The following is a 21,739-nucleotide window of genomic DNA, read 5'->3' on the forward strand; positions in this document are numbered from 1 at the left end:
GAGGAAAAATCCTTGAAAACAATATTAAGTACGAAGAAATTAAGCTATATTCTTCTGTTTATAATCCTTTTAACGCCTATCTTTCATCATCCCTTTTCAGTAAGTGTCCAAGCTGCCGAGCCGTTTAAAACGGAAGATGTTGATAAATTTGTCGCTACGTATATAGATCGTAATGGGCTGCCCGGTGCATCCATTGTAATTGTTAAAGACGGTAAATTAGTCTATGAGAAAGGATATGGCCACGATTCTGAAGGGAATCCTATAACAGAAAAGTCGTTAATGAGAATCGGTTCCGCGTCCAAATCATTTACTGCATTGGCTGTTTTGCAACTTGTAGATGAAGGGAAAATCCAACTGGACGCTCCAGTCATCAACTATTTGCCAGAAGTAAAACTTGACGATTCAAGATGGAAAGATGTGACGATACGTCAACTATTGAGCCACACATCAGGAATTCCAAATCCGACTATTGTTCCGCCAGCCAGCACCTTAAAAGCGGGGGTAGAACGAGTGAATGATTGGAAGCTGCAATCAAACCCAGGAGAGAAATACTATTATAGCAATGCGAATTACTGGGTCTTAGCGCTTTTGGTGGAGAAAGTAAGCGGAATGGAATTCTCTCAATACCTTAAACAAAAGGTATTCTCTCCGCTGGGAATGAATGACTCACTCACTACTGTTAACTCTGGAGATTTTGTAAAAGGACTTCCTAAAGGCCATGTAACAGCATATGGAACTGCAATTCCTTGGACAGAACTTGAAGCGATGAATATGGGGGCCGGAAGTATCATATCAACGGCATCCGATATGGGAAAATGGCTTGCTATGCAAACGAACGAGGGAAGGACTGGAACAGGAGAGCAGTTATTATCAAAAAAGTTATTGGAAGAATCCTATTCGCCACAGCCTGGAAGCAAAAGATACGGACTTGGATGGGGGTTGAGTTCACCGAATGTGAAGCCAGCACGCATTTCACATAGCGGAGTGGTATCAACATATCAAACTCAACAAGACCTGATACCAAGTAGTGGTTATGCCGTTGCTGTTTTACTAAATAGTTATACCCCTACCGTTGAACACGCTTATGAGATTAGTTCGGGTATTATTCAATTGACAGAGGGGCAAGAAGCCGAATTGAAAGCACCAGTATCTAAAATAATTGATTTATCACTTGGCGTTATCACATTGATTTATTTGATTTTAGGAATGAAAGGGATTTTGCGAAGTAAAAATTGGTCGGATAAACGGAAACAGCATCCTGCTTGGCGGTTTATCCTTCGGTTAATTCCCCAAATGGTTCCAACATTATTAATCGGCTGGCTGTTTTTTATTGTACCAACGTTACAAAATAACAGTTCGACCACGATCGATGCATTCGGCCTATATCCAGCAGCGATGATTCTATTGGGGATTGTTTTCATTATTGGATTGGCTCTTACAATTTTGAGAATCTATTATCGAATAATAATAAAATAAAGGTAAAAAATCACGCGAAAAAAGCTCAGAATGAATGAGGTTTTTTGTTGAATTCTATGTAATAAATTTGGGGGTAAAGATTTGAGTGAGCCATTAAGTGAGCCTTTAATAGAAAGTGAAATGCTTAAAAGTTACCCTTAATTGAAAGGGTTCGAGGGCTTGTCATTGTCTTATTTGAAAAAAATAATATAGGGATTGTTCGATAAGTTAAGGGGCTGTTCTCAAGGTCAATATGACAATGGTACAGCCCCCGTTGTTTAAGGTTTATCCAATGCTAATTTGATTCGTTCAGGCCGTTTTTTCTTATTCGCTTCGGATGGTGACTTTTTTCTGCTTCCAATGAGATACAAAAACAGGATAACCACCATAAATGCTGCTGAATAACTGAACGTCATCCCGTACCCGACATTTTTTGCTAAGAATCCGAGGCCTACTGACCCTAAGGCCAAGCCAAAATCGATAAAAATAAGAAGCATGGAATTGGCGGTTGCTTTTTTCTCTGGCGGAACAAGCGTTAATGCCCAAGCCTGGATAGTTGGATGGACGATCCCATAAGCGATTCCAAATAATATTCCTGAAACCCAAACCATCCCCATACCAGTAGAAAAACCCAATAAGACCAAACCTGCAGCACCTGCGATACCGGCCGGAATAATAAGGATCCTATGGCCCCATTTATCGAAAATTTTGCCGGAGACTAACCGAACTAAAACCATCGCAATTGCCTGTGCGATAAAAAACTGTGAAATCTTTCCTCCGACATTGATTTCTTTTCCAAACGCTCCTATAAAGTTGACAGTTCCGGCGATTGCCATATAATTGAGTGCCACTAAAATACATGGAAGAAGGACACGTTTATCGAACATGTACTTGTAAAACGGTTCTTTCTTTGTCTCCTGCGGCTTTTCCTCTTCCTTTTTAATCGTATTGTTTTTTGTGAAGAAGCTGCACACTAACGAAAAAGCCATAAGCCCGAGGGTTAATACGATCATGGAATTGAATGAAAAATTGGCTAGATAGGAAATTGCGATTAGCGGCCCCATTGTTGTCCCAACGCTTGTAGACATTGCGAAAAAAACAATGCCCTCTCCTAACCGCGATCGAGGAACAATATTGCTTGATATCGTAAAGACTAATATCGTCAGCATGCTAAATCCAATACCCTGCAGGGCTCGAATGAATATCAAAAATCCAATCGACTGGTTTACTAAAGTAAGCCCGATTGTACCCAAAAAGTAAACAAGCGAAATGATGAGGAGCAATTTCATATTCACTTTTTGGATAATCACACTTGCAAAGAAGCGTGTAATTAATGATGCCAGCATCAAGGTTGTGGTCATGATCCCAGCAATCGCAGGATTATTGCTTTTAGTGGATACGAAAATGGGGAAACCAGCTGTAATCATATAAAAAGAAGCGAACATGACCGAAGACAGTAAAATAATGATTACATATTGGTTTGTCCATAACTTAACTTTACGCATAGAGAATAAGACCGCCTCCTAAGGCTATTTTTACGAATAGTGATGATTTACGTGTAAAAAGTATTCTTCCCTTTTTTTTATAAAATATTTGAGTTGTTTTAGCCTTTGAGCTAAGGAGATGCCACCCTAAAACCTGCCTGGCCAAAAGATTTTATTAGAGAAACCATTTTTTATATAGTTCGATTATTTTAACCCTTAAAGAGACGGCCATATGGTATTATTTAGTAAAATGTACCTAAAAAGGGGTAGTTCTATGGCGAAAAAACACTATCTTGATTTAATGCAATTCTTTGAGGGATATGTCAGGAATTATCGGAGATTGAACATAAATGAAAACCACAACCTCTCAATGATGACCAATCGGGAAATCGAGTATTTTGCTAATTTGGGTGAAATGCTTGGCTTTGATTCGTTTGTCGAGGATTCGAAGTTTGATAAAAGTAAAAATCGTTCCCGCCCTATGGATCTTGCCTGGTGGAAGTGGGACTTGCGGAATGACAAGGAGTATTATGACCATCTTGCTTTACACTTGGAACGAGAAAATTTATCAAATAAAGATATGGATACAATTGATAAGCTGTTTTCTAAAACAGAAGAAGGGTATATTCCGCATAATGTTATTGGAATTCAGACGGTCAGCTCAAAGGGTAGAACTGAACAAATGAATAACCTGATTGAAAAGAGGAATACATACCAACAGTCGAATGTGCTCATGGTTTATCGCTATTGTGATGTTGAGAAAGATTTGGAGAGGGTTAGTGCTTATCTCTTTAACCCTAAAAAACCGGTTATTGAACGGCACGCTGTTTGTACGAGGGATAATTTTGGCTATTGGTTCATGTGTTTTAAAGAGGAATACGAGCAATATGAAGCTGATAAAGCTAAAAAAGAGGTACAGCTAAATTAAAGATTATCCAATGAAAAATATAGTTAAAGAGGAGGCTCTGCGGGTATGACACAGTGCGAAGCAATTATTGAGGCACTTCAGGCTTTGGGCGGAGAAGCAACGATTAGTGAAGTTAACGACTGGGTTAATCGAAAGTATCCGAATCGCTGGAAAGATACAGGTACTTGCCTTACTGACATGGTGTCTGAAGAAAAGGGTGGCAATGGCTCATCAACAGTTCCTTCATATTTCCGCGTGTTAGAGAGAGTAGAACGTGGTCGGTACAAATTGAGGTATGTTTTGTAGGCATGAATGAAGGTTTATTATGACCGGGACTGAAGAGGGAAATGTGTTCCTGTAGACAAAGAGCGAATTAAAAAAAGACCAGGCATCTGTGCTGAACCCTAAAAGTTAGACCAAAATATTTAAGCAGCTAGTTGGCTGGTATGAAGACGGTATTCAACCGGGCTCATGCCAGTCAATTTTGCTTTTATTCTTTCATTGTTATAGTAAAAAATATAATCAGTCACTGCTTGCTTAAGCTCGTCAAATGAATGATAAACTTTACCGTAATACATTTCCTGCTTCATTATTCCGAAGAAGTTTTCCATTGGTGAATTATCGAGACAGTTTCCTTTCCGTGACATACTTTGAAAGACGCCATTATCTTTCAGTTTCTTAACGTACGTGTTCATTTGGTAACCCCAGCCTTGATCAGAGTGTATAGTAGTTCGATAGGGGCAATCTTTTGTTATTTCAATTGCTTCGTCTAGAGCATCCAATATTGCTTTTGCGTTGGGGCGTTCCGAGAACCGAAATGATAGAATTTCCCCATTAAATATATCTAGGAACGGATCTAAATAAGCCTTCTTGATAATCATCTTCCCATCAGAGTCGGTCATGTAGTATTTGAATTCAGATGTATCAGTTGTTAATTTTTGATGCGGGATGCTTGTATGGAATCTGCGGTTGACAAGGTTCTTAGAAATTTTACCTATGCTTCCTTTATAAGTGCTATATTTGCGAGATTTACGTGTGTATGAGGTACAAATAATACCCAGCTTATTGGTGATCCGAAGGATTTTTTTGTGATTTACGATATAACCTCTCTTACGTAATTCCATATCAATTCGACGATAACCATAATTTCCATTATGTTTATCTACAATATCCTGGATAATACTTTCAATCTCTTCATCTGGATTAGGTTCATTAAATCGCTTTTGCCAATACATATAGGTTGCCTTTGGAAAACCTGTAGCTTCAAGGATAACAGCTAATTTGAATTCTTTTCTGAGTTCATGGATGATCCTGGATTCTGTTTTAGCAGTCGGCTCGGAATATTTATCCCTGAAGCTCGGAGCTTTTTTAAATAGGCATTCTCCGCGCGCAGTAATTCTATTTCTTTTAAAAGTTGTTCTTCCTTCGTCATTTTCTTTTCGTTTTTCTTGTTCTTCGGCTTGTTGGACACGGATGGACGCCCCTTTAATTTAGAGAGCCCTTCAATACCTTCATTTTGCCATTTCCTCAACCAATTAAGAATCATAGGCGGTTCAGTAATGCCAAATTTTCTAGCAACCTCTTCAAGGGAATCTCCTGTTCTTACCTTATAGTTTAGGACATCTAATTTAAATTGAACAGGATAATTCGTAGATGCTTTTTTAGTAATTAAGCCCTGTTTCCCGAATTGATGGAACGCACTGACCCATTTTCTTATATTGGTTTTACTTCGAATTCCAAACCTAGTCGCCAAGGAAGCATATCCACCTTCACCGGCTAAATAAGCGTCTACTACCTTTTGCTTAAATCCCTCATCATATTTGACCATAAAAAACACCCCAAAAGTTAGAATTTGTTCGTCTAACTTTTGGGGTGCACATCAATCCCAACCAAAAGAGTTGCTTGGTCTTTATTTATTAGGAAAGTATATTCAAAAAAGCTTACAATATAGATGTTCTAAAAACGAACCGCTTTTTCGAGCCATTCTCTACTCCGCCACCGTTTCTTTAACTTTAGAAGGCCATCTATAGATAGCTTGACGCAGTTCTAGCGCATATGTATCAACATTGGGCATACCCATTTCGATGGCGATGCTTATTTCTTTTTCAATATCATACGGAACTCTGACTATCTCGATCGAAAAAGGACCAGGTGTTTTAGAACCATATTCCCCGTGGAGGATGGCAAAGGTCGCAAGGGGCATATCCAATGGATTACCTACACTTCCAACATTGAAAAGTGTGCGATACTCATCAAGCCAATCAATGAGTGCCACGTGAATATCACCAAAACCAACAATGTCCGGTTTTTTGTTCTCCTCGAGAGGTGTAATCCATTCAGTATTTTCGAACATTGCCTCTTTTTCCTCAAGCGGGCTCTTTATAGGAAATACCCGATGATGAACGCTTTTAGCAGAGGCATGATACAGTCTAATATATTTTCCGCTCATGTAGAAATCAACATGATAAGGCAAGGTGCCAAGATAAGCTAATCGCTCTGGTCCTAGCTGATTTTGGTGCCATTGAACCATTGCGTTTTCTTGCGGTTTTGGAACAAAATCATCCCAATTGCCAAGGATAACTACTTCGCAAACCTCGCGTACCCTGTCCACTGCTTGACTTGAGTTTGGACCTTTTCCTATTAAATCCCCTAAACAAAAAACTTTAGTGATTCCCCGCTGATTGATATGTTCCAAAACAGTTTCCAGTGCCGTCATGTTTCCGTGAATATCAGAAATAATTGCAATGTTTTCCAACGTATTTCGCCCCCTTTAATACCGTGTTATTCTCTTTTAAAATTGAAATCCCTGCAAATTAGTGTAAAAACTAAAAGGTAAAGGAGAACGACGGGTTGATTTGATGAATAGAGAATGAACTATCTTAGGAAGCTTTCGTCTGCTGCCCTACAATCCGACCCATAAGCACCATCAAAATTGCCTATATTTTTCTTTTGCCATATTTAGAAATGCTTTTGCGGGAGCTGATAAGGGCTCTCCTTTTTTATAGCTGACCGTGACATGATTTTTATAAATCGGGTTTCCTAGCGTATAAAAAATAGCATCGGTCTTAATTTGATCCCGTGTAATCACACTTTCCGGTATGATGGTTAAGCCGACCCCTCTAATCGCTAAGCGGAATGCGCTTTCTATGTTCTGCGTTTCAATGACAATATCGGGATTGATCGAGTATTCCTTGAAAATTACATCTGTCAGCCTTCTTAAACCAAGCCCTTGTTTAAGCAAGATGAATTTTTCCCCATCCAGCAAACGGGGGTGGAATGGAATATGGCTGATTTGTTTTTTCGGTTCGTTATAGTATTTATGGCTTGGATGGATGACTAGATACAATTTTTCTTCATAGAGGGTTTCGTATACAATTTCCGAATTGAAGATCGGGAGCATGTTTAAACAAATATCAATTTTTCCCTCCAGCAGCATGGCCTCCATGTCATGCGCAATTTCCTCAATAAGTTCAATTTCGATCCCAGGGTAACTAAGGATGAATTCAGGCAAAATATTATAAAGGGTGTGGGAGCCCAAAATTGGGTTAATGCCAAGTTTTAGCCGCCCTTTTTTTAAATTTGATATCGATTGTATTTCATTATGCAATTTCACATACGACTGTTCGATTTCATTCATATAAGCTAAATAACGTTCCCCTGCATATGTCAATAAAATCGGATTTACTTTCCGGTTCACCAATTCAATCCCCAATTCATCCTCGAGGCTTTTAATATATTTGCTGAGGTAGGGCTGAGAGATATACAAAGCTCTGGCTGCTTGTGAGACATTTCCGTGCTCTGCAATCGCCTTTAAGTATTTTCCTGATAGATCCTTCATCGCTCGATTTCCTCCTTTAGAACAAATGCGAAAACCAATTCGTTCAAAATCGTAACTCAATGTTGTGGTTTTTACAAATTGCCGTTACACAGGCAGGGGTCCGTGTGAATATACTTATAACTTTTTTAGCATAATTGTTATAACGGAATTAGTATTTCTGATTGTGAACTTTCTGTGACATAATGAAATCGAACCAAACAAGAGGGGGTAAAAAAACTTTAGAAAACGCCATCATTTAGTTTTTGTATAAAGGGATATGGAAATTCAGGTTGGCCCTGACCGCCAGCCACTCGTATCAGAAGTAGCAGCTTATATATTTTTTCTTAAATATCTTTAATTAAAGATTTTTTAGTTAAAAGCATTAACTAGAGAAGGGTTTGCGAAAAGGGGAAGATTTTATGGAGATTATTCAGGTCATAGGCATTTTGCTAGGAATCGTATTAATCATTTACGGGGCAATGAAGGGGTTTAGCATTTTAATCGTTGCACCAATTGCATCAATAATCGTGATAGTGACAAACCAGCTTGATTTTTTCTCATCCTTGATAGGAAAAGAGAATTCTTACATGACCGGACTTACCGGATTCATTATTAATTTCTTTGCTGTCTTCCTGTTGGGAGCCATTTTGGCAAAATATATCGATAAGAGTGGAGCCGCACAATCGATCGCGGAAAAAATCCTTAACAAAACAGGAACGAAAAATCCGTTTTCCGTACTGGTGGCGCTCCTTATTATTACAGCGATTTTGACATATGGCGGGGTTAGTTTGTTTGTCGTAGTATTCGTGCTACTTCCGCTGGCGAAGCCATTGTTTAAGCAACTGAATATTGCGTGGAACTTGGTTACAATTCCGATTCAGCTCGGACTTGGCACGTTTACGATGACGATGCTGCCTGCCACACCATCCATTCAAAACGTTGTGCCTACCGCGTATCTTGGCACAACCCTGACAGCGGCACCGCTTTTGGGAATCATTGGGGCGGTCGTCGCACTCGCGTTTGGCCTCTGGTATATGAAATTTACGTTAAATAAAAGCTTGGCCAGAGGGGAAACATTCGCGGACTTTAATGTGAAAGAAACAAACGAGGAGCTAAAAGAGAACATTCCGCCTTTCTTCATTAGTATCCTGCCTATCGTCGTTTTGATCGGAATCATTGTTGCCGGAAGCGTCATGGAAGTACCGAATATAATCGTGATTGGCCTCGCCGCTTCGGTCATTGTTTCGGCCATTCTTTTCAAAAAATACATTCCAAGCCAGAAAGCGGTCATCAATGAAGGGGCGAGTGGTTCCATCATGCCGGTTTTCCTGACATCGTCAGCCGTAGCATTCGGTGTCGTCATCACCCTTGCACCCGGATTTACGTATATTTCCAAACTGATTTTAAATATCCCGGGCAATCCGCTCATCAGTTTGTCAGTTGCATCCGCTTTGTTTGGCGGAATTACAGGTTCAGCATCAGGCGCGCTGGGGATTGTCATGGAAGCGTTTGGCCAAAGTTATCTGAATATGGGGCTAGATCCTGATGTCATCCATAGGGTATCGGCCATCGCATCTTCAACAATCACACTAATGCCTCATAACGGCGCGGTTTTGACATTCTTGGCTTTAGCAGGCCTTACACATAAAAACGGCTTTAAGTATCAGTTTGTCGCGGTAACAGGCGCAAACGTACTAGCACTGGCCGCTGTTTTAATTGCAGCGATTTTGATCTATTAAGAACCTATTAACCTTTAAGGGGGTGACCGAATCAAAGGGGATTGTTTTTTGCAAAATAAGATGAACAATAATTTAACTTAGGGGGATTTCAACATGACAACGAAAAAAGACCGGACAGTAATCGTAACAGGCGCAGCCAGAGGGATTGGCTTTGCCATTGCAGAAGAATTCGTCAAAAATGGCGACTTTGTAGCCATCTTTGATTTAAATGAAGAGGCGGCAAAAAGTGCTGCCGAAAAATTAAGCAATGCAAAAGGCTACAAAGCAAATGTAGCAGACGAAGCAAGTGTGAAATCAGCAGTCGAGCAAGTTGTTGCGGATCGTGGATCAGTCGATGTTCTCGTAAACAATGCAGGACTTCAGTTTATTTCACCGACTGATGAATTCCCAGAAGAAAAATGGGATCTTGTGGTCGATGTCATTCTAAAAGGAACTTTCTTAGCAACCAAACATGTCCTTCCTGCTATGAAAAAACAAAAATATGGCCGGATCATCACGATTTCTTCAGGACACGGCAGAAGACCAGATAAATATAAATCTGCCTATGTCGCGGCAAAATACGGCCAAATTGGTTTTACGAACGTAGTTGCAATGGAAAATGCGGAGTATGGCATTACAGCGAATTCAATTTTGCCTGGACCAACTCGTACAGAACTAATTGAAAAACAATTACCAGTACTTGCAGAAAAAGATGGAACTACCGTCGAAGAAGCATTAAAGACCCACATCATTGGTAACCAATGGCTGGGACGCTTACTTGAGCCTTCCGAAATTGCAGCTACCGCACTATTCTTAGCTTCAGACGGCGCAGCAGCAATTACAGGCGAGGCACTCGGCGTTACTGGCGGGGAATAAGCAGACATACACCAGTTGGCCTAGCAGAATAAAATGAAGAAAGAAAAGGGAGCTTACCTCATTCAGCAGGGATGGCTCCCTATTTTTTTGTAAAAAAGACATCAATATTAGCAGTCCAACCGCATTGTAGACATCTCAGAAGGGGTATATGCGTTTCTTTAGTTGTTTGAAGTTAGTGCACCTTGTAACCAATGCTATAATTGAATTATGTAAAACATCCTGTACAGTTCCCACTGAGGTTCCGGCATAATTCACAACTCTTTTTTAGAACTGTTCGGAGGATTGATTTGGAAGTACATAGTGGGACAAATGGAGGTATCTTGTGTCTATACTTTTCGCAATCATTTCTATAATCGGTATTTATTGTCTCATACGAAATTTTATTAACCTTAAAAAGGCAATTGATTTGGCTGGAAATGCGTTGTTCCCTGTAACAGAAGAGCAATTTTCAAGTGTCCTTATTGCGAGGGAATGGAAAAACACATCGAGGCTGTCCAAAGAGACAAAATCCTATCAAATTGTAAAATGGGGAACAGGAGCGGTCCTCATTCTTTTAACAGCCTTACTTGTACTCGTTATGTATATTGATTGGCTATCTTCGTCTCTGTTCAGTTCTGCCTATTTGTTCTATTTGATTCTAAACGCAGTCAAGCACCCCGGAAATTTTTATATTGTGCCTAACGGAATCATTCTGGAGAGCAAATTCATATCTTCTTCGGATATAAAGGAATACTCGGTGGAGAAGATTGTCCGTTGGCATGCTTTATATGGCCTCGACTCCCGGGCAAACAATGGGTTTAAAGTCAGTTTCGATTTTAAAAATAAGCTGACGCCACCTGATTATGTAGTTATTACTAATAAGAAGGAACTAGAGACGGTTATCGAACTGCTTAACGCCCAGGGAATTCATTCGAAAATGCTTATAGATGAGTCGACTGGTACGGCTGGTTCTAGGGAGAATAGGAAGATTCGGTAAAAAAATAATTTCTGGCTACTAGTAAAAGTTGAGGCCTGTGCAAGAGCTCAGATATGGCACCGGTCTTTTTTATTTCAATTTAAAACAATAACAGCTTAAACAGTACAAGAGAGCGCCGATTTACTTGGCGCCCTTTTGCTGTTTTTGGCGGATAAATAATGGGAATAGTATAGAGAACGCATACTGGTAAAGGAGGCGAACATTTTGAATGATGATAAGCAAAAGCTGGAGGAAGTCCTTAAACATACGCTTGAAGTGGAAGAGGACCTGATGCGGACCTATTTAATCACAGCCGACAATATCCATGAGGATCCTGAGCTAAAGAATCGGCTCGAAAATTTCGCGGAAGGCAATGCGAAGCGTACTGACCAGTTGATAAACGAGCTTAAGGAGCTTAAGAATAAATAATTTTGTATAGCTGCTTTGGAAAAAAATACGGCAGTTTTTCAATATTGCACCACCTGGATATTCTATAATTGAATGGTTCCACCACGAAAACCATAAGTAGGCATCCCCATCAATATTTAGGATGGGGATTATTTTATTCAAGAAGGCAAAAATGAAAACAAAAACGCAAAATAACTTTCGAGTAACGGGTTCGGTTTTCGAGTACAAAAACTTAATTCGCATTCAAATTAGCAGTCCAATTGGCAAATGAATTGGACCGCATCTTTTTATTGATAAAACAGGGTTTCTGTGTAATTTGTTGCATTCCTTATTGAACAAACGGGCAGGATTATTTAATAACAGTTGAAAATTAATTAGAAATAAATTACAATATTCATATACCTAGATATTCTATATACACTATTTATCTAGGTATTATATTTTTTATAAAAGGGGTGGCATTGTGATCAAAACATTGAAGGTAGGAGTCGCAATTTTATTTCTTACTTTTTTGTCCGCTTGTACACAATATTTTAGTTCTCCTTCTCCACTTGTACCAAGTAAGAACAGTATGGTAATCGATATAAAAAATAACACTAATTTTGATGTTTATGGACTTGAAGTATTTCTGTCGAATCATTCACATAAAGCAGTATCACAGACAACTGTGAATGGGGATGGGTCCAAAATAAAAAAAGGGGAATCAATTAGGTTTGAATTCTTTGAAGATGATTTTGCCTTAGATGGAAATGCTGAAATGAAGGTCGAGGTCCTGGTTGATAAACCCAAAGGGAATAAAACAGAGAAAAAGGACATCACCCAAAAAGTTTCATTTGAATTAGACAATAATAAAGGAGTGTTTTTTGAGATTACTGGTGATTCGATAGAGAAAGCTGAAATAAAGAGAGTAAAATAAAATTGTGCGTAAAAATTGCTTTAACTCGAGTGCGTTGTTCCAGCAGGAATAACGCATTTTTTGTGGAATTTTTTATTGAAGTAACGGATGATAGTTGAAAAAGAGTTCGGAAATATTTGTATTAAACAAATCACCCTTATTTAGTTATAAATGGTAAAGTTTATATAAAGTGAAACAAAACATTATAAATGGGTGGTTGATTATATTTAAGGAGAGATATGGTTGAATGTGAAGTTATTTCTTGATTCAGTTATTCCCATTGAGAAAATAAAAGAAGAAAGCATATTAAAATATAAAAGTATTATATCAACATTGTCAGTTTCTGTTCGTTCACTTAATGATATAAATAATGCCTTAATTCAAATCCTTGATGTGGAGAGCAGCCTTCCTATTTTAGAGTTCAGTATTAATGATATTTATCAAACATCTAATCCAATTATCGAAGCATTTGAAATGTCATTTGAAGAAAATTTTTATGGTTTTCCTTCATTTGGGATTGTTGAAATCACAAATATAAACATATTAAAAAAGGAATCACCATACAACAATTAGAAGGTATAATGTTTCTTTTCAGAGAATTAATGAATCATTCCTTTAATTGTTTTATTATTTCAGATGATATTGTCAAACAATTTGAACTTGATAAGATAGTTGGTTTTCTTGATTACCTTGCAGTAAAATTTGACTTCAATAACGATAAATATTTTAGAATTATTAATGATAAACACCAAATGTAATGCTAAACACTAATTAGCTAGAAGGTGCGTTGGTCCAGTAAGGATTAACCACCTTTTTTGTTGAATTCCTTATTGAACATACGGGGCAGTTTAGCGGAAGAAGGAATCCGTAGTAAATACTAGAATAAATGTAAATAACGGCAGGTAATTGAAAAAGGGAGTTGGGGAGTTATGTCCAAGTTATTTGGATTTTTAATAATTAGTTTATCACTACTTACAGCCTCAATTTTATTGCAAGTTGCTATGGCAGCAGGGCAAAGTTTGCATACTGTTTCTGTTTTGCTCATTTTAATCGTTTTTATTCTTGGGATTTTAATGCTGATACCTAAAGGTAAGGATCAAAACACTGAAAAGGTATTAGTGCCAGATGAAGAAATAGAGGCAGAATTACTGAATTCTAAATCTAAAAATCAATAAAATCGCTGGATACAATGAACTGCTGAAGAATGATGTAGTGAATTCCTTCTTGTACTAACGTGGCAGGATAGTTTAATTAAAATTGGATTTTCTTTAAGTATTAAATGTGAAATTGAGAAGAAAAGACTGTGAAGGGGGAATGAAAATGGTTGCTAATATTTGGTCAGGTTCAAAAGTCAGATTACGTCCTGTGTTACCATCGGATTGGAAATGTTTTCATGATAATGACCAGGATTCGGAAGGTGCAAGATTATCTGATTCCATTTATTTTCCGAGGTCTGAAGATGGAACTAAAGCTTGGGCGGAACGCACATCCTCTAAGGCATCGGAAGGTGATAATGTATTTCTTGCAATTGAAACACTCGATGGCACTCTTGTTGGAAGTATCAATACAAACAGCTGTAGCTCTCGTAATGGCACTTTTAAATACGGGGTAGCTATATTTCGTGAACATTGGCGAAAAGGATATGCTTCCGAAGCTATAAGGATTTTACTTCGTTATTACTTTACGGAATTACGTTACCATAAGGTAAACGCTTATGTTTATGCCTTCAATGATGGGTCATGTGCTTTGCAGGAGCATCTTGGATTCGTCCAAGAGGGAATACTCAGGGAAATGATTTTTACGCAGGGCAAGCATTATGACGAGTATGTTTATGGACAAACAAAAGATGAGTTTGATAAACTCAATCCTTTTTAACGGGTGCTTATCTTCAACAATGTACTAATATAAAAAAGCTCGAAGCAATGGCGCCGAGCTTTTTGTGTGCTAATTTTACTGCTAAAGTGTGGGCTAATACATATGCGAATTACCGTGCGAAATGCACTGCTTATTCGAATTTTGAACTTAAAAACATAACCCGTTAACTTTCTAGGGATTTGCTTTTATAAAACATAAAGGAATCCCTTGGAAAAATAGTAAAAAGTATTTCTGACTAGGAGGATTGACTGTTATTTTAGAATAGTTTACGATAGATGTGTAAACGGTTACACATTGGGACGTCATATTAATTTTTAAAAAAATTTCACACCTAAGAGCATACACAAGGAGGCACTACATAATGAGGAGAATTCCAATTGTTATTGATACAGATCCAGGCATTGATGATGCCGCGGCGTTGGGATTGGCATTTTACAGGGATGAACTGGACGTAAAATTAATTACAACCGTATCAGGAAACGTAGATATTCACAACATCACAAGAAATGCACTGAAGCTTGTCACATTTTTCGATAAAGATATTCCGGTTGCAAAAGGGATGGAAACACCTTTATTGAATCCTGCACTGGGAAACAAAGTTCATGGTGAAACGGGGATGGATGGCTACAACTTCCCTGAGCCAGGGCGTACCATTTTAAAAGAGCATGCGGTGGAAGCGATGCGTTCCTTGTTGGAGGAATCGGAAGAGAAAATTACCCTTGTCCCGGTTGGTCCATTAACAAATATCGCGGCGTTGTTGCTAATGTATCCACAGTTGAAAAACAAAATCGAGCGAGTCGTTTTAATGGGTGGTTCGCTATCGGGTGGAAATGTGAATGGTGCCGCCGAGTTTAATATTTGGGCCGACCCCCATGCCGCAAAAATTGTGTTCGAATCCGGTTTGAATATCGTCATGATTGGCCTGGATGTTACACTGAAAGCCCGTATTGGGGAGGATGTATTATCGAAATCCCCAAATAAATCTGCTGAAATGTTCAATGCAATCTTCCGCAATTATAGGGATGGAGATATGGCACAAGGTGTCGCGATGCATGACTCTTGTACGATTGCTTATTTAACTAATCCCGAGATGTTCACGGTTGAGCCTAGACACGTAAAGGTAGTTACTGACGGCCCGGCGAGCGGCATGACGATGGAAGTGTTTAGACACGAAGAACCGAACGTACATGTCGCAGTTGGAATTGATGTTGAAGCCTTCAAGGAATGGTTCCTTGGCACATTAACTAAAATGGTTTAAATTCTGAAAATCCGGACGTTTAATAACGAGACCAAGCCACTCATAGAAGCGGCTTGGTCTCGTGCTGTTTAATAAGGTTCAACAGTCCGTAAAGGGAGCAGTGTTCTAACACTTCTCCCTTTTGTTTATCCATTTTATAAATTTATTCGGAAAATGAAGAAAAACCAGCAAAACTCTTCTTATATTCCTTTTTAAAACATGCTGAGCCTATAATAACTGCCCATTACCGGCGTTGTTAAAATACTGATTTTTGGCTCGACTACAAGAAAGTGCACTAATGGATGGTTGGCTATCTATTGTTTCTATCGTTCCTTCTCAAACCTAAGAGACCTGCAAGGCCAATTATCCCAATCCATCCCCAATCCGTATCATCATCATCATTATCATTGTTATTCATGTCTTGTGCACTTTCAGTACTTTTGAAAAGGTCTGTAATTGGATTTTGAGCAAATCCAGTGTAATTCCCAAACATCATGATGGCAACTAAAAGGGCACAAAGTGAATACAGAAGTTTTTTAAACATCAATTTTTCCTCCTTTCGAAATTACACTTATAGTTTGTAATTAATGGAGTAATTATGCATCAAATTTTTATATAAAAGCCCGTGCGCAGGAGTATATGATATTTGACATACAACTTTTTAACCAGGAAGTCGCTCAGCCCCATCAAGAAGCTTTAGAACAACCATCTTGATGGCGGATCCCCATGGGGCAAAAATGGTGTACTAATTCGGTATGGATATCGTCAAGATTGTTTAAAAGGGAAAATATTACTTTTGTCGAATTATTAGTTAGTTAACATTAATAAAGGGGAGGAACAATGGAAATCCATGATGTGGTTAAAGTAAATAACATTACAAGCGGGAAACTTGAGAATGGAGTCTTCAGTTTTACCTATGGAAAGAAGAATCCCTCGAACGGAAAGCAGGTGAAATACCTGCGTGAAGGAGAAATTGGGATATATAACTACAGGTATCACATTTCTGCTAAAGACTTAGAGGCGTTGGATTTGCCAGATAAACGTACATATCAAAATAAATACGGAAAGAATTATTTGAATAATTGGGGACAGGACGTTAAACAGGAAATTGCCCGGAGGATGAAAGATGGAGGAATATTTCTTGAACGCGAATTGGAAAACGGTGAAACAGTTATCGTTAAGTTCGTTTGGGATGGGGAAATACCCAAGGAGTTTGTAGTTTAAATCATGTAACCGTAATGCCGATCAAAAGTGTAAACGGGACTTCTTTAATTAGGCTTTTATAAAACGGAAAGGAGAAGTGAATATGGGGAAATACTTTGTTCCAACAAAAGGGGTAGAGTCTTGGAGAGAATTGTTGGCGAATCCGGATACGCAATGGAAGGAGGGCTGCTCTGCATACGAATTGGCACACTGCTGGGAATATGCAGATAACCTTCCTTCTTGTGTGGTAAGAGTATTTAAGAGTAGTAATATTCCTCTCTTTCAAGATGTGAAGGTACTTTATGGATTCCCGGAGTACAAAGTTTCTTTACAAGGGCGAGGTAAGATTTCTCATAATGACCTTTACCTTCTAGCCAAAGCCAATAATGAATTAATGACGATCATGGTAGAAGGAAAGGTATTCGAACCATTTGGAGATAAAATGGTTGCAGCCTGGAAAGGGGATACACCTTCTGATGGGAAAACAAAAAGATTGGCTTCTTTGTTAGGATTGTTGAATTTAAAAGAAGAAGGCGTTGGAGAAATAAGGTACCAATTACTGCATAGGACAGCTTCAGCAATAATAGAAGCGGAAAATGTTAATGCCAAAAACGCTCTGATGCTTGTTCATTCCTTTAGTGACGAAGGCAAATGGTTTGACGACTACGCCAAATTTGTTAAATTGTTTAATTTGGAACCGTTGATGGATGCTGTTGTGGGTCCAGTGATAGTTAACGAAGTCAATCTTTATTTTGGTTGGGTAAAGGGGACAAAGGTGTTGCCAAGGGAGGATTCTTCAACGAGTTATAACCGAGAAAACTAGAATGATAACAAAGAAATCAATGACAATCGAGGCTTCCTAATAAATTGGAGGCCTCTTTTTCATTTCACCAACTTTCAAACAGACTTTCCCCTATAAATAGATTGTTAACATTTAATGGCGGAAAGGTGTCCAAATTTTAACACTCGTAAAAAAACATCATAGAATGATTGACTGATAATGATTATCATTATATATTATGAGTAGCGAAAGAATTGAAAAAGATTCTCAATTAAAAATCCAAACAAGAGGTGCAGAAATGAAGAAAAAGGTATTTGGTTTTAGTTTAATCTTTTTGCTAGTTTTCGGTGCATTAGCTGGTTGCGCTAGTTCCAACAATACTGCAAAAAAACAGCCTGCAAATGAGTCCGAAGAAAAGAAAGAGCCTGGAGTGGTCAATCTTTATACAAGCAGGCATTATGAGTCTGATAACGATCTGTATAAAATTTTTGAAGAAAAGACGGGCATTAAAGTAAATGTCGTTGAAGGAAAAGGCGACGAATTGATGGAGCGCCTGAATGTAGAAGGGGAAGCAACTGAAGCTGATCTTTATTTCACAGCTGATGCTGGCAACCTTTATGTAGCGAAAGAAGCTGATTTGCTTCAGCCTGTAGAAAGTGAAGTCCTTAATAAAAACATTCCTGAAAAGCTTCGTGACGATGAGAACTACTGGTTCGGTATGGCAAAAAGGGCCCGTGTCCTTGTCTATGCGAAAGACCGTGTAAAGCCTGAACAATTATCAACTTATGAGGCCATGGCACAGCCTGAATGGAAGGGAAAAGTTGTTGCGCGCCCAGCGGACAATATGTACAACATTTCACTACTATCCTCTTTTATTGAAGTAATGGGTGAAGATAAAGCAAAAGAATGGGCAAAAGGATTTGCAGCAAATATGGCTAGGGATCCTCAAGGAAATGACCGCGACCAGGCAAAGGCTGTTGTAGCCGGTGAAGCGGATGTAGCGCTTATGAATACGTACTATATTGGACTTATGTCAGTATCTGAAGATCCAGAAGAGAAAAAAGTAGCAGAACAAGTAGGCGTATTCTTCCCGAACCAGGAAACAACAGGAACCCACATTAACGTTAGTGCAATTGCAGTGACAAAGCATGCAAAGAACAAAGAAAATGCAATCAAGTTCATGGAGTTCCTTTCAAGTGAAGAAGCACAGGGCAAATTTGCCGAAGTGAACTTCGAGTATCCGGCTAACCCTAACGTTGAGCCATCTGATTTCCTAAAATCATGGGGCGAGTTCAAAGAACAGGATATTAATCTATCCGTTCTTGGGAAAAATCAGCAGCGGGCTATAAAAATCTTCAACGAAGTAGGCTGGAAATAATCATCTAAAACAAGTGCCGGAGCGCCCTTAGGGTGCTTCGGTAAAATCGTTCACAGAAAATACTATTTCAAATGAGAATGATTTTCGTTATAATTTAATATAGAGAGTAATTCATGCAAACACCGTTTGAATAGGTAAAAGGAAGTGTCACCGTTGAGACTGGGCAGATATGTAAAACAACAACTTAATATTTGGTCCCTGCTCAGCCTGGTCCTCATCATTCTCATTCTTATACCGAATATCATCATTGGGGCTCAGCTTTTTTCAGAGCCGAACGAAAACTGGCAGCATATAAAGGATTATTTGTTAATAGATTATATCCGGAATACCCTGATCATTATTTTTTTCACAGGCATTGCGACGACAGTTATAGGAACGAGCTTGGCGTGGTTAGTTACAATGTATGACTTCCCGTTAAGGAATTTCCTGAAGTGGGCATTAATCTTGCCCCTAGCCATCCCTCCGTATATCGCTGCATATACGTATCATGGGATTGTGAATTACACAGGCGTCATTCAAACGACACTCAGAAATTCATTTGACATGACGGTAAATCAAAAATACTTCAATATCATGAACATTCAGGGGGCTGTATTCATCTTCACAGTGTGCCTGTTCCCTTATGTATATACAATCACAAAGAGCTTTTTTCAAAATCAGTCATCATCGATGATTGAGAACGCAAGGCTTCTTGGAGGAAGTTCATTAGGAATATTTTTCCGAGTCGCATTGCCGATTTCCAAAGCTTCCATCGTGGGGAGCGTGACGCTTGTCATTCTGGAAGTACTTAATGATTTTGGCGTTGTTGGCTACTTTGGAATCCAGACGTTCAGTACTGCAATATTCCGGACATGGTACGGGATGAAGGACCTCGATTCGGCGCTTAAACTTGCCGGTTCGCTCATGCTTTTGGTCATCATTGTCCTGGTCCTGGAGAAAATATTGCGGGGGAGAAAGCGGTATAGCTTTTCCACAACGAAAGTCCGGCCAGTTCAGCCTAAAAAACTGAAGGGCATAAAGGCTTGGCTTGTATTTGCTTATACCTTTGGGATCTTTTCCATCGCCTTTATCATTCCGCTTCTCCAACTGGTTCGATGGGCGTTCATGACATATGAGAAGGTTCTGAACCAGGATTTCTTGATTCTCACCTATAATTCCATCTATGTGGCTGCCATTGCCGCTATTATCATTGTGATAATCGCACTTGTGATTTCCAACTATACGAGGCTGCAGCAGGGGCTTGTCGCAAAATTTTTCTCAAGGGTGACAACGCTTGGCTATTCCATCCCGGGAGCCGCGATCGCTATCGCCTTCATTATGATTTTTCTATGGTTGGATACGACAAACAAAGAACTTTTGGCAGCAATCCAGATGGAGCCGACCATCATATGGCGGACTACACTGGTCATGCTCGTTTCCGCCTATATCATCCGATTTTTGGCGATTGGGTATAACTCCATCGAAACAGGGTTTGAAAAGGTTGGCAATAGTTATACGGAAGCATCCCGCATGCTTGGTGCGTCCACTATAAAAACTTTTTTCAGGGTAGACCTTCCAATGATAAAAGGAGCGGTTTTCAGCGGCTTTATCCTCGTCTTTGTCGATATCCTGAAAGAACTGCCATTAACTTTATTTTTACAGCCGTTTAATTTTTCAACCCTTGCTACCCAGGCATATAAATATGCAAACGATGAGAGGGTACAGGAAGCATCATTGGCATCACTATTAATCATCCTATTAAGCGGAATCTTTATTTTCTTTTTCCATAAACTCGCAGATAAGGAGAGCAGCTAATGTTTATTCAAATTAGAGATTTACATTATAAATATAAAAATGCGAAAGAAGCTGTCATCAAGGACTTTTGCCTCGATATTGAAAAAGGCGAAATCGTTTCGATTCTCGGGGAAAGTGGAAGTGGAAAGAGTACGATTCTTAGGTTGATTGCTGGGCTTGAATGTCCTCAAAACGGTTCGATTAACCTTTGCGGCAAAACAGTTTGCAATCATGCGTGTTTCATCCCGCCGGAAAAAAGGGGAATTGGTTTTGTATTTCAGGATTATGCTCTCTTTCCGCATATGACTGTAGAAAAAAACATTCTGTTCGGCTTAAAAAATAAGACGAGGAAAGAAAAGCGCGAACGCTTGGAAGAAATGCTGGAGCTGGTGAATCTATCTGATTACGCCAACCGGTACCCACATGAGTTAAGCGGAGGACAGCAGCAGCGGGTGGCGCTTGCAAGGGCACTGGCTCCAGAGCCTTCCTTATTGATCCTCGATGAGCCATTCAGCAACCTCGATGCGGGCTTGCAGGAAAGAATTCGAGGCGAACTCAGGGATATCATTAAAAAGACTGGCATTACGTCTATCTTCGTCACACATGACCAGGAAGATGCAAAAGCCATGGCTGACCGGATTGTCTACATCGAAAACGGAAAAGTAAAGTCATCCACAGTGAGGGTGGAGAAACAGAAGACAGCGCTGTCGATCGTTCGCTAGTTCCCAGGCCAGCGAATCTACGCGAACAGTGCTATCTATCAAAAGAAAAATAATGATTATACCCATATATAAGATCCACGCCTGCTCGTTAAGGTGTGGATCTTTTTTGTATTTTCCCTTTTAAAAAGTAATTTGAGAGACTTAAACATCGGTAATTATTATCCGGCGGTTCCAACTTATTACACGTTAGATAATTGAAAAAGATTTATGTCGAATTTATTTCAACTAACTTGGCAGTTTTAAAGTGATTCGAAC

The 21,739-nt window shown here is 39.2% G+C and carries 22 protein-coding genes and 1 pseudogene; 17 read left to right on the forward strand and 6 right to left on the reverse strand.

The window, feature by feature from the left end; translation table 11 throughout:
* Positions 1-12: 12 nt before the first annotated feature.
* On the forward strand, positions 13-1,476 hold the full coding sequence (locus tag V1499_RS07090) for a serine hydrolase domain-containing protein (RefSeq protein ID WP_409274948.1): 1,464 nt from the start codon (positions 13-15) through the stop codon (positions 1,474-1,476).
* A 257-nt stretch (positions 1,477-1,733) separates the two neighbouring features.
* Here V1499_RS07090 and V1499_RS07095 read toward each other — a convergent pair whose 3' ends face one another.
* Positions 1,734-2,960, reverse strand: a complete 1,227-nt coding sequence (locus V1499_RS07095; RefSeq protein ID WP_409274951.1) for an MFS transporter — start codon at positions 2,958-2,960, stop codon at positions 1,734-1,736.
* Between the two features lie 253 nt (positions 2,961-3,213).
* Between V1499_RS07095 and V1499_RS07100 the strand changes: the two genes are divergently transcribed.
* On the forward strand, positions 3,214-3,867 hold the full coding sequence (locus V1499_RS07100) for a hypothetical protein (RefSeq protein WP_409274953.1): 654 nt from the start codon (positions 3,214-3,216) through the stop codon (positions 3,865-3,867).
* Positions 3,868-3,912: 45 nt separating this feature from the next.
* Positions 3,913-4,152 (forward strand): hypothetical protein, encoded by a 240-nt coding sequence (locus V1499_RS07105; RefSeq protein WP_409274955.1) that lies wholly within the window; start codon positions 3,913-3,915, stop codon positions 4,150-4,152.
* A gap of 119 nt (positions 4,153-4,271) precedes the next feature.
* Here the strand turns inward: V1499_RS07105 and V1499_RS07110 are convergent, their stop codons facing one another.
* From V1499_RS07110 to V1499_RS07125, 4 genes and pseudogenes are all read right to left on the reverse strand, one after another.
* Entirely contained in the window at positions 4,272-5,336 is a 1,065-nt protein-coding gene (locus V1499_RS07110; RefSeq protein WP_409276251.1) for an IS3 family transposase, read from the reverse strand.
* Between the two features lie 44 nt (positions 5,337-5,380).
* A pseudogene (locus V1499_RS07115) lies at positions 5,381-5,674 on the reverse strand (helix-turn-helix domain-containing protein); the annotation flags it as partial.
* A gap of 159 nt (positions 5,675-5,833) precedes the next feature.
* Positions 5,834-6,601 (reverse strand): metallophosphoesterase family protein, encoded by a 768-nt coding sequence (locus V1499_RS07120; RefSeq protein WP_409274957.1) that lies wholly within the window; start codon positions 6,599-6,601, stop codon positions 5,834-5,836.
* Positions 6,602-6,772: 171 nt separating this feature from the next.
* On the reverse strand, positions 6,773-7,684 hold the full coding sequence (locus V1499_RS07125; RefSeq protein ID WP_409274959.1) for a LysR family transcriptional regulator: 912 nt from the start codon (positions 7,682-7,684) through the stop codon (positions 6,773-6,775).
* Between the two features lie 398 nt (positions 7,685-8,082).
* On the opposite strand from V1499_RS07125, the gene V1499_RS07130 reads away from it, so the two are divergent.
* The 9 genes from V1499_RS07130 (at position 8,083) to rihC (ending at position 15,648) form a co-directional block, all read left to right on the forward strand.
* Entirely contained in the window at positions 8,083-9,402 is a 1,320-nt protein-coding gene (locus V1499_RS07130; RefSeq protein WP_409274960.1) for a GntP family permease, read from the forward strand.
* A gap of 93 nt (positions 9,403-9,495) precedes the next feature.
* Positions 9,496-10,257: a 3-hydroxybutyrate dehydrogenase gene (locus tag V1499_RS07135; RefSeq protein WP_409274961.1), complete on the forward strand. Its 762-nt coding sequence runs from the start codon at positions 9,496-9,498 to the stop codon at positions 10,255-10,257.
* Between the two features lie 322 nt (positions 10,258-10,579).
* Positions 10,580-11,233 (forward strand): hypothetical protein, encoded by a 654-nt coding sequence (locus tag V1499_RS07140; protein ID WP_409274963.1) that lies wholly within the window; start codon positions 10,580-10,582, stop codon positions 11,231-11,233.
* Between the two features lie 204 nt (positions 11,234-11,437).
* On the forward strand, positions 11,438-11,641 hold the full coding sequence (locus V1499_RS07145) for a hypothetical protein (RefSeq protein ID WP_409274965.1): 204 nt from the start codon (positions 11,438-11,440) through the stop codon (positions 11,639-11,641).
* 442 nt (positions 11,642-12,083) lie between these two features.
* Positions 12,084-12,536, forward strand: coding sequence for a hypothetical protein (locus tag V1499_RS07150; protein WP_409274966.1), 453 nt, complete (start codon positions 12,084-12,086; stop codon positions 12,534-12,536).
* 222 nt (positions 12,537-12,758) lie between these two features.
* Positions 12,759-13,088 carry a hypothetical protein gene (locus V1499_RS07155; RefSeq protein WP_409274967.1) on the forward strand — a complete coding sequence of 110 codons (330 nt, stop codon included), beginning with the start codon at positions 12,759-12,761 and terminating at the stop codon, positions 13,086-13,088.
* Between the two features lie 356 nt (positions 13,089-13,444).
* A complete protein-coding gene (locus tag V1499_RS07160; RefSeq protein ID WP_409274970.1) occupies positions 13,445-13,690 on the forward strand; it encodes a hypothetical protein in 246 nt (81 codons plus the stop codon).
* Between the two features lie 145 nt (positions 13,691-13,835).
* Positions 13,836-14,390, forward strand: a complete 555-nt coding sequence (locus V1499_RS07165; protein ID WP_409274972.1) for a GNAT family N-acetyltransferase — start codon at positions 13,836-13,838, stop codon at positions 14,388-14,390.
* A gap of 361 nt (positions 14,391-14,751) precedes the next feature.
* On the forward strand, positions 14,752-15,648 hold the full coding sequence (gene rihC / locus V1499_RS07170) for a ribonucleoside hydrolase RihC (RefSeq protein WP_409274975.1): 897 nt from the start codon (positions 14,752-14,754) through the stop codon (positions 15,646-15,648).
* Between the two features lie 289 nt (positions 15,649-15,937).
* On the opposite strand, the gene V1499_RS07175 is transcribed toward rihC, so the two are convergent.
* A complete protein-coding gene (locus V1499_RS07175; protein WP_409274977.1) occupies positions 15,938-16,171 on the reverse strand; it encodes a WGxxGxxG family protein in 234 nt (77 codons plus the stop codon).
* Positions 16,172-16,467: 296 nt separating this feature from the next.
* Here V1499_RS07175 and V1499_RS07180 point away from each other — a divergent pair, with 296 nt between their 5' ends.
* The 5 genes from V1499_RS07180 (at position 16,468) to V1499_RS07200 (ending at position 21,484) form a co-directional block, all read left to right on the forward strand.
* The gene (locus tag V1499_RS07180) at positions 16,468-16,851 is read left to right on the forward strand and encodes a hypothetical protein (RefSeq protein ID WP_409274979.1); all 384 of its coding nucleotides are present in this window, start codon (positions 16,468-16,470) and stop codon (positions 16,849-16,851) included.
* A gap of 82 nt (positions 16,852-16,933) precedes the next feature.
* The gene (locus V1499_RS07185) at positions 16,934-17,653 is read left to right on the forward strand and encodes a DUF6946 family protein (RefSeq protein ID WP_409274981.1); all 720 of its coding nucleotides are present in this window, start codon (positions 16,934-16,936) and stop codon (positions 17,651-17,653) included.
* Between the two features lie 256 nt (positions 17,654-17,909).
* Positions 17,910-18,989 carry a Fe(3+) ABC transporter substrate-binding protein gene (locus V1499_RS07190; protein WP_409274983.1) on the forward strand — a complete coding sequence of 360 codons (1,080 nt, stop codon included), beginning with the start codon at positions 17,910-17,912 and terminating at the stop codon, positions 18,987-18,989.
* 153 nt (positions 18,990-19,142) lie between these two features.
* The gene (locus V1499_RS07195; protein ID WP_409274984.1) at positions 19,143-20,783 is read left to right on the forward strand and encodes an ABC transporter permease; all 1,641 of its coding nucleotides are present in this window, start codon (positions 19,143-19,145) and stop codon (positions 20,781-20,783) included.
* The gene (locus V1499_RS07200; protein ID WP_409274985.1) at positions 20,783-21,484 is read left to right on the forward strand and encodes an ABC transporter ATP-binding protein; all 702 of its coding nucleotides are present in this window, start codon (positions 20,783-20,785) and stop codon (positions 21,482-21,484) included. The genes V1499_RS07195 and V1499_RS07200 overlap by 1 nt, the downstream gene beginning before the upstream one ends.
* The last annotated feature ends 255 nt before the right edge of the window (positions 21,485-21,739 follow it).

Origin of the sequence: Neobacillus oceani (genome assembly GCF_046237595.1) — a bacterium.
Taxonomy (GTDB): Bacteria; Bacillota; Bacilli; order Bacillales; family Cytobacillaceae; genus Bacillus_D; species Bacillus_D oceani.

Coding starts and splice junctions, on each gene's coding strand:
- V1499_RS07130 (WP_409274960.1), top strand. CDS start 8,083: ATGGAGATTATTCAGGTCATAGGCATTTTGCTAGGAATCGTATTAATC.
- V1499_RS07135 (WP_409274961.1), top strand. CDS start 9,496: ATGACAACGAAAAAAGACCGGACAGTAATCGTAACAGGCGCAGCCAGA.
- rihC (WP_409274975.1), top strand. CDS start 14,752: ATGAGGAGAATTCCAATTGTTATTGATACAGATCCAGGCATTGATGAT.
- V1499_RS07200 (WP_409274985.1), top strand. CDS start 20,783: ATGTTTATTCAAATTAGAGATTTACATTATAAATATAAAAATGCGAAA.
- V1499_RS07105 (WP_409274955.1), top strand. CDS start 3,913: ATGACACAGTGCGAAGCAATTATTGAGGCACTTCAGGCTTTGGGCGGA.
- V1499_RS07185 (WP_409274981.1), top strand. CDS start 16,934: ATGGGGAAATACTTTGTTCCAACAAAAGGGGTAGAGTCTTGGAGAGAA.
- V1499_RS07125 (WP_409274959.1), bottom strand. CDS start 7,684: ATGAAGGATCTATCAGGAAAATACTTAAAGGCGATTGCAGAGCACGGA.
- V1499_RS07180 (WP_409274979.1), top strand. CDS start 16,468: ATGGAAATCCATGATGTGGTTAAAGTAAATAACATTACAAGCGGGAAA.
- V1499_RS07100 (WP_409274953.1), top strand. CDS start 3,214: ATGGCGAAAAAACACTATCTTGATTTAATGCAATTCTTTGAGGGATAT.
- V1499_RS07175 (WP_409274977.1), bottom strand. CDS start 16,171: ATGTTTAAAAAACTTCTGTATTCACTTTGTGCCCTTTTAGTTGCCATC.
- V1499_RS07190 (WP_409274983.1), top strand. CDS start 17,910: ATGAAGAAAAAGGTATTTGGTTTTAGTTTAATCTTTTTGCTAGTTTTC.
- V1499_RS07095 (WP_409274951.1), bottom strand. CDS start 2,960: ATGCGTAAAGTTAAGTTATGGACAAACCAATATGTAATCATTATTTTA.
- V1499_RS07165 (WP_409274972.1), top strand. CDS start 13,836: ATGGTTGCTAATATTTGGTCAGGTTCAAAAGTCAGATTACGTCCTGTG.
- V1499_RS07160 (WP_409274970.1), top strand. CDS start 13,445: ATGTCCAAGTTATTTGGATTTTTAATAATTAGTTTATCACTACTTACA.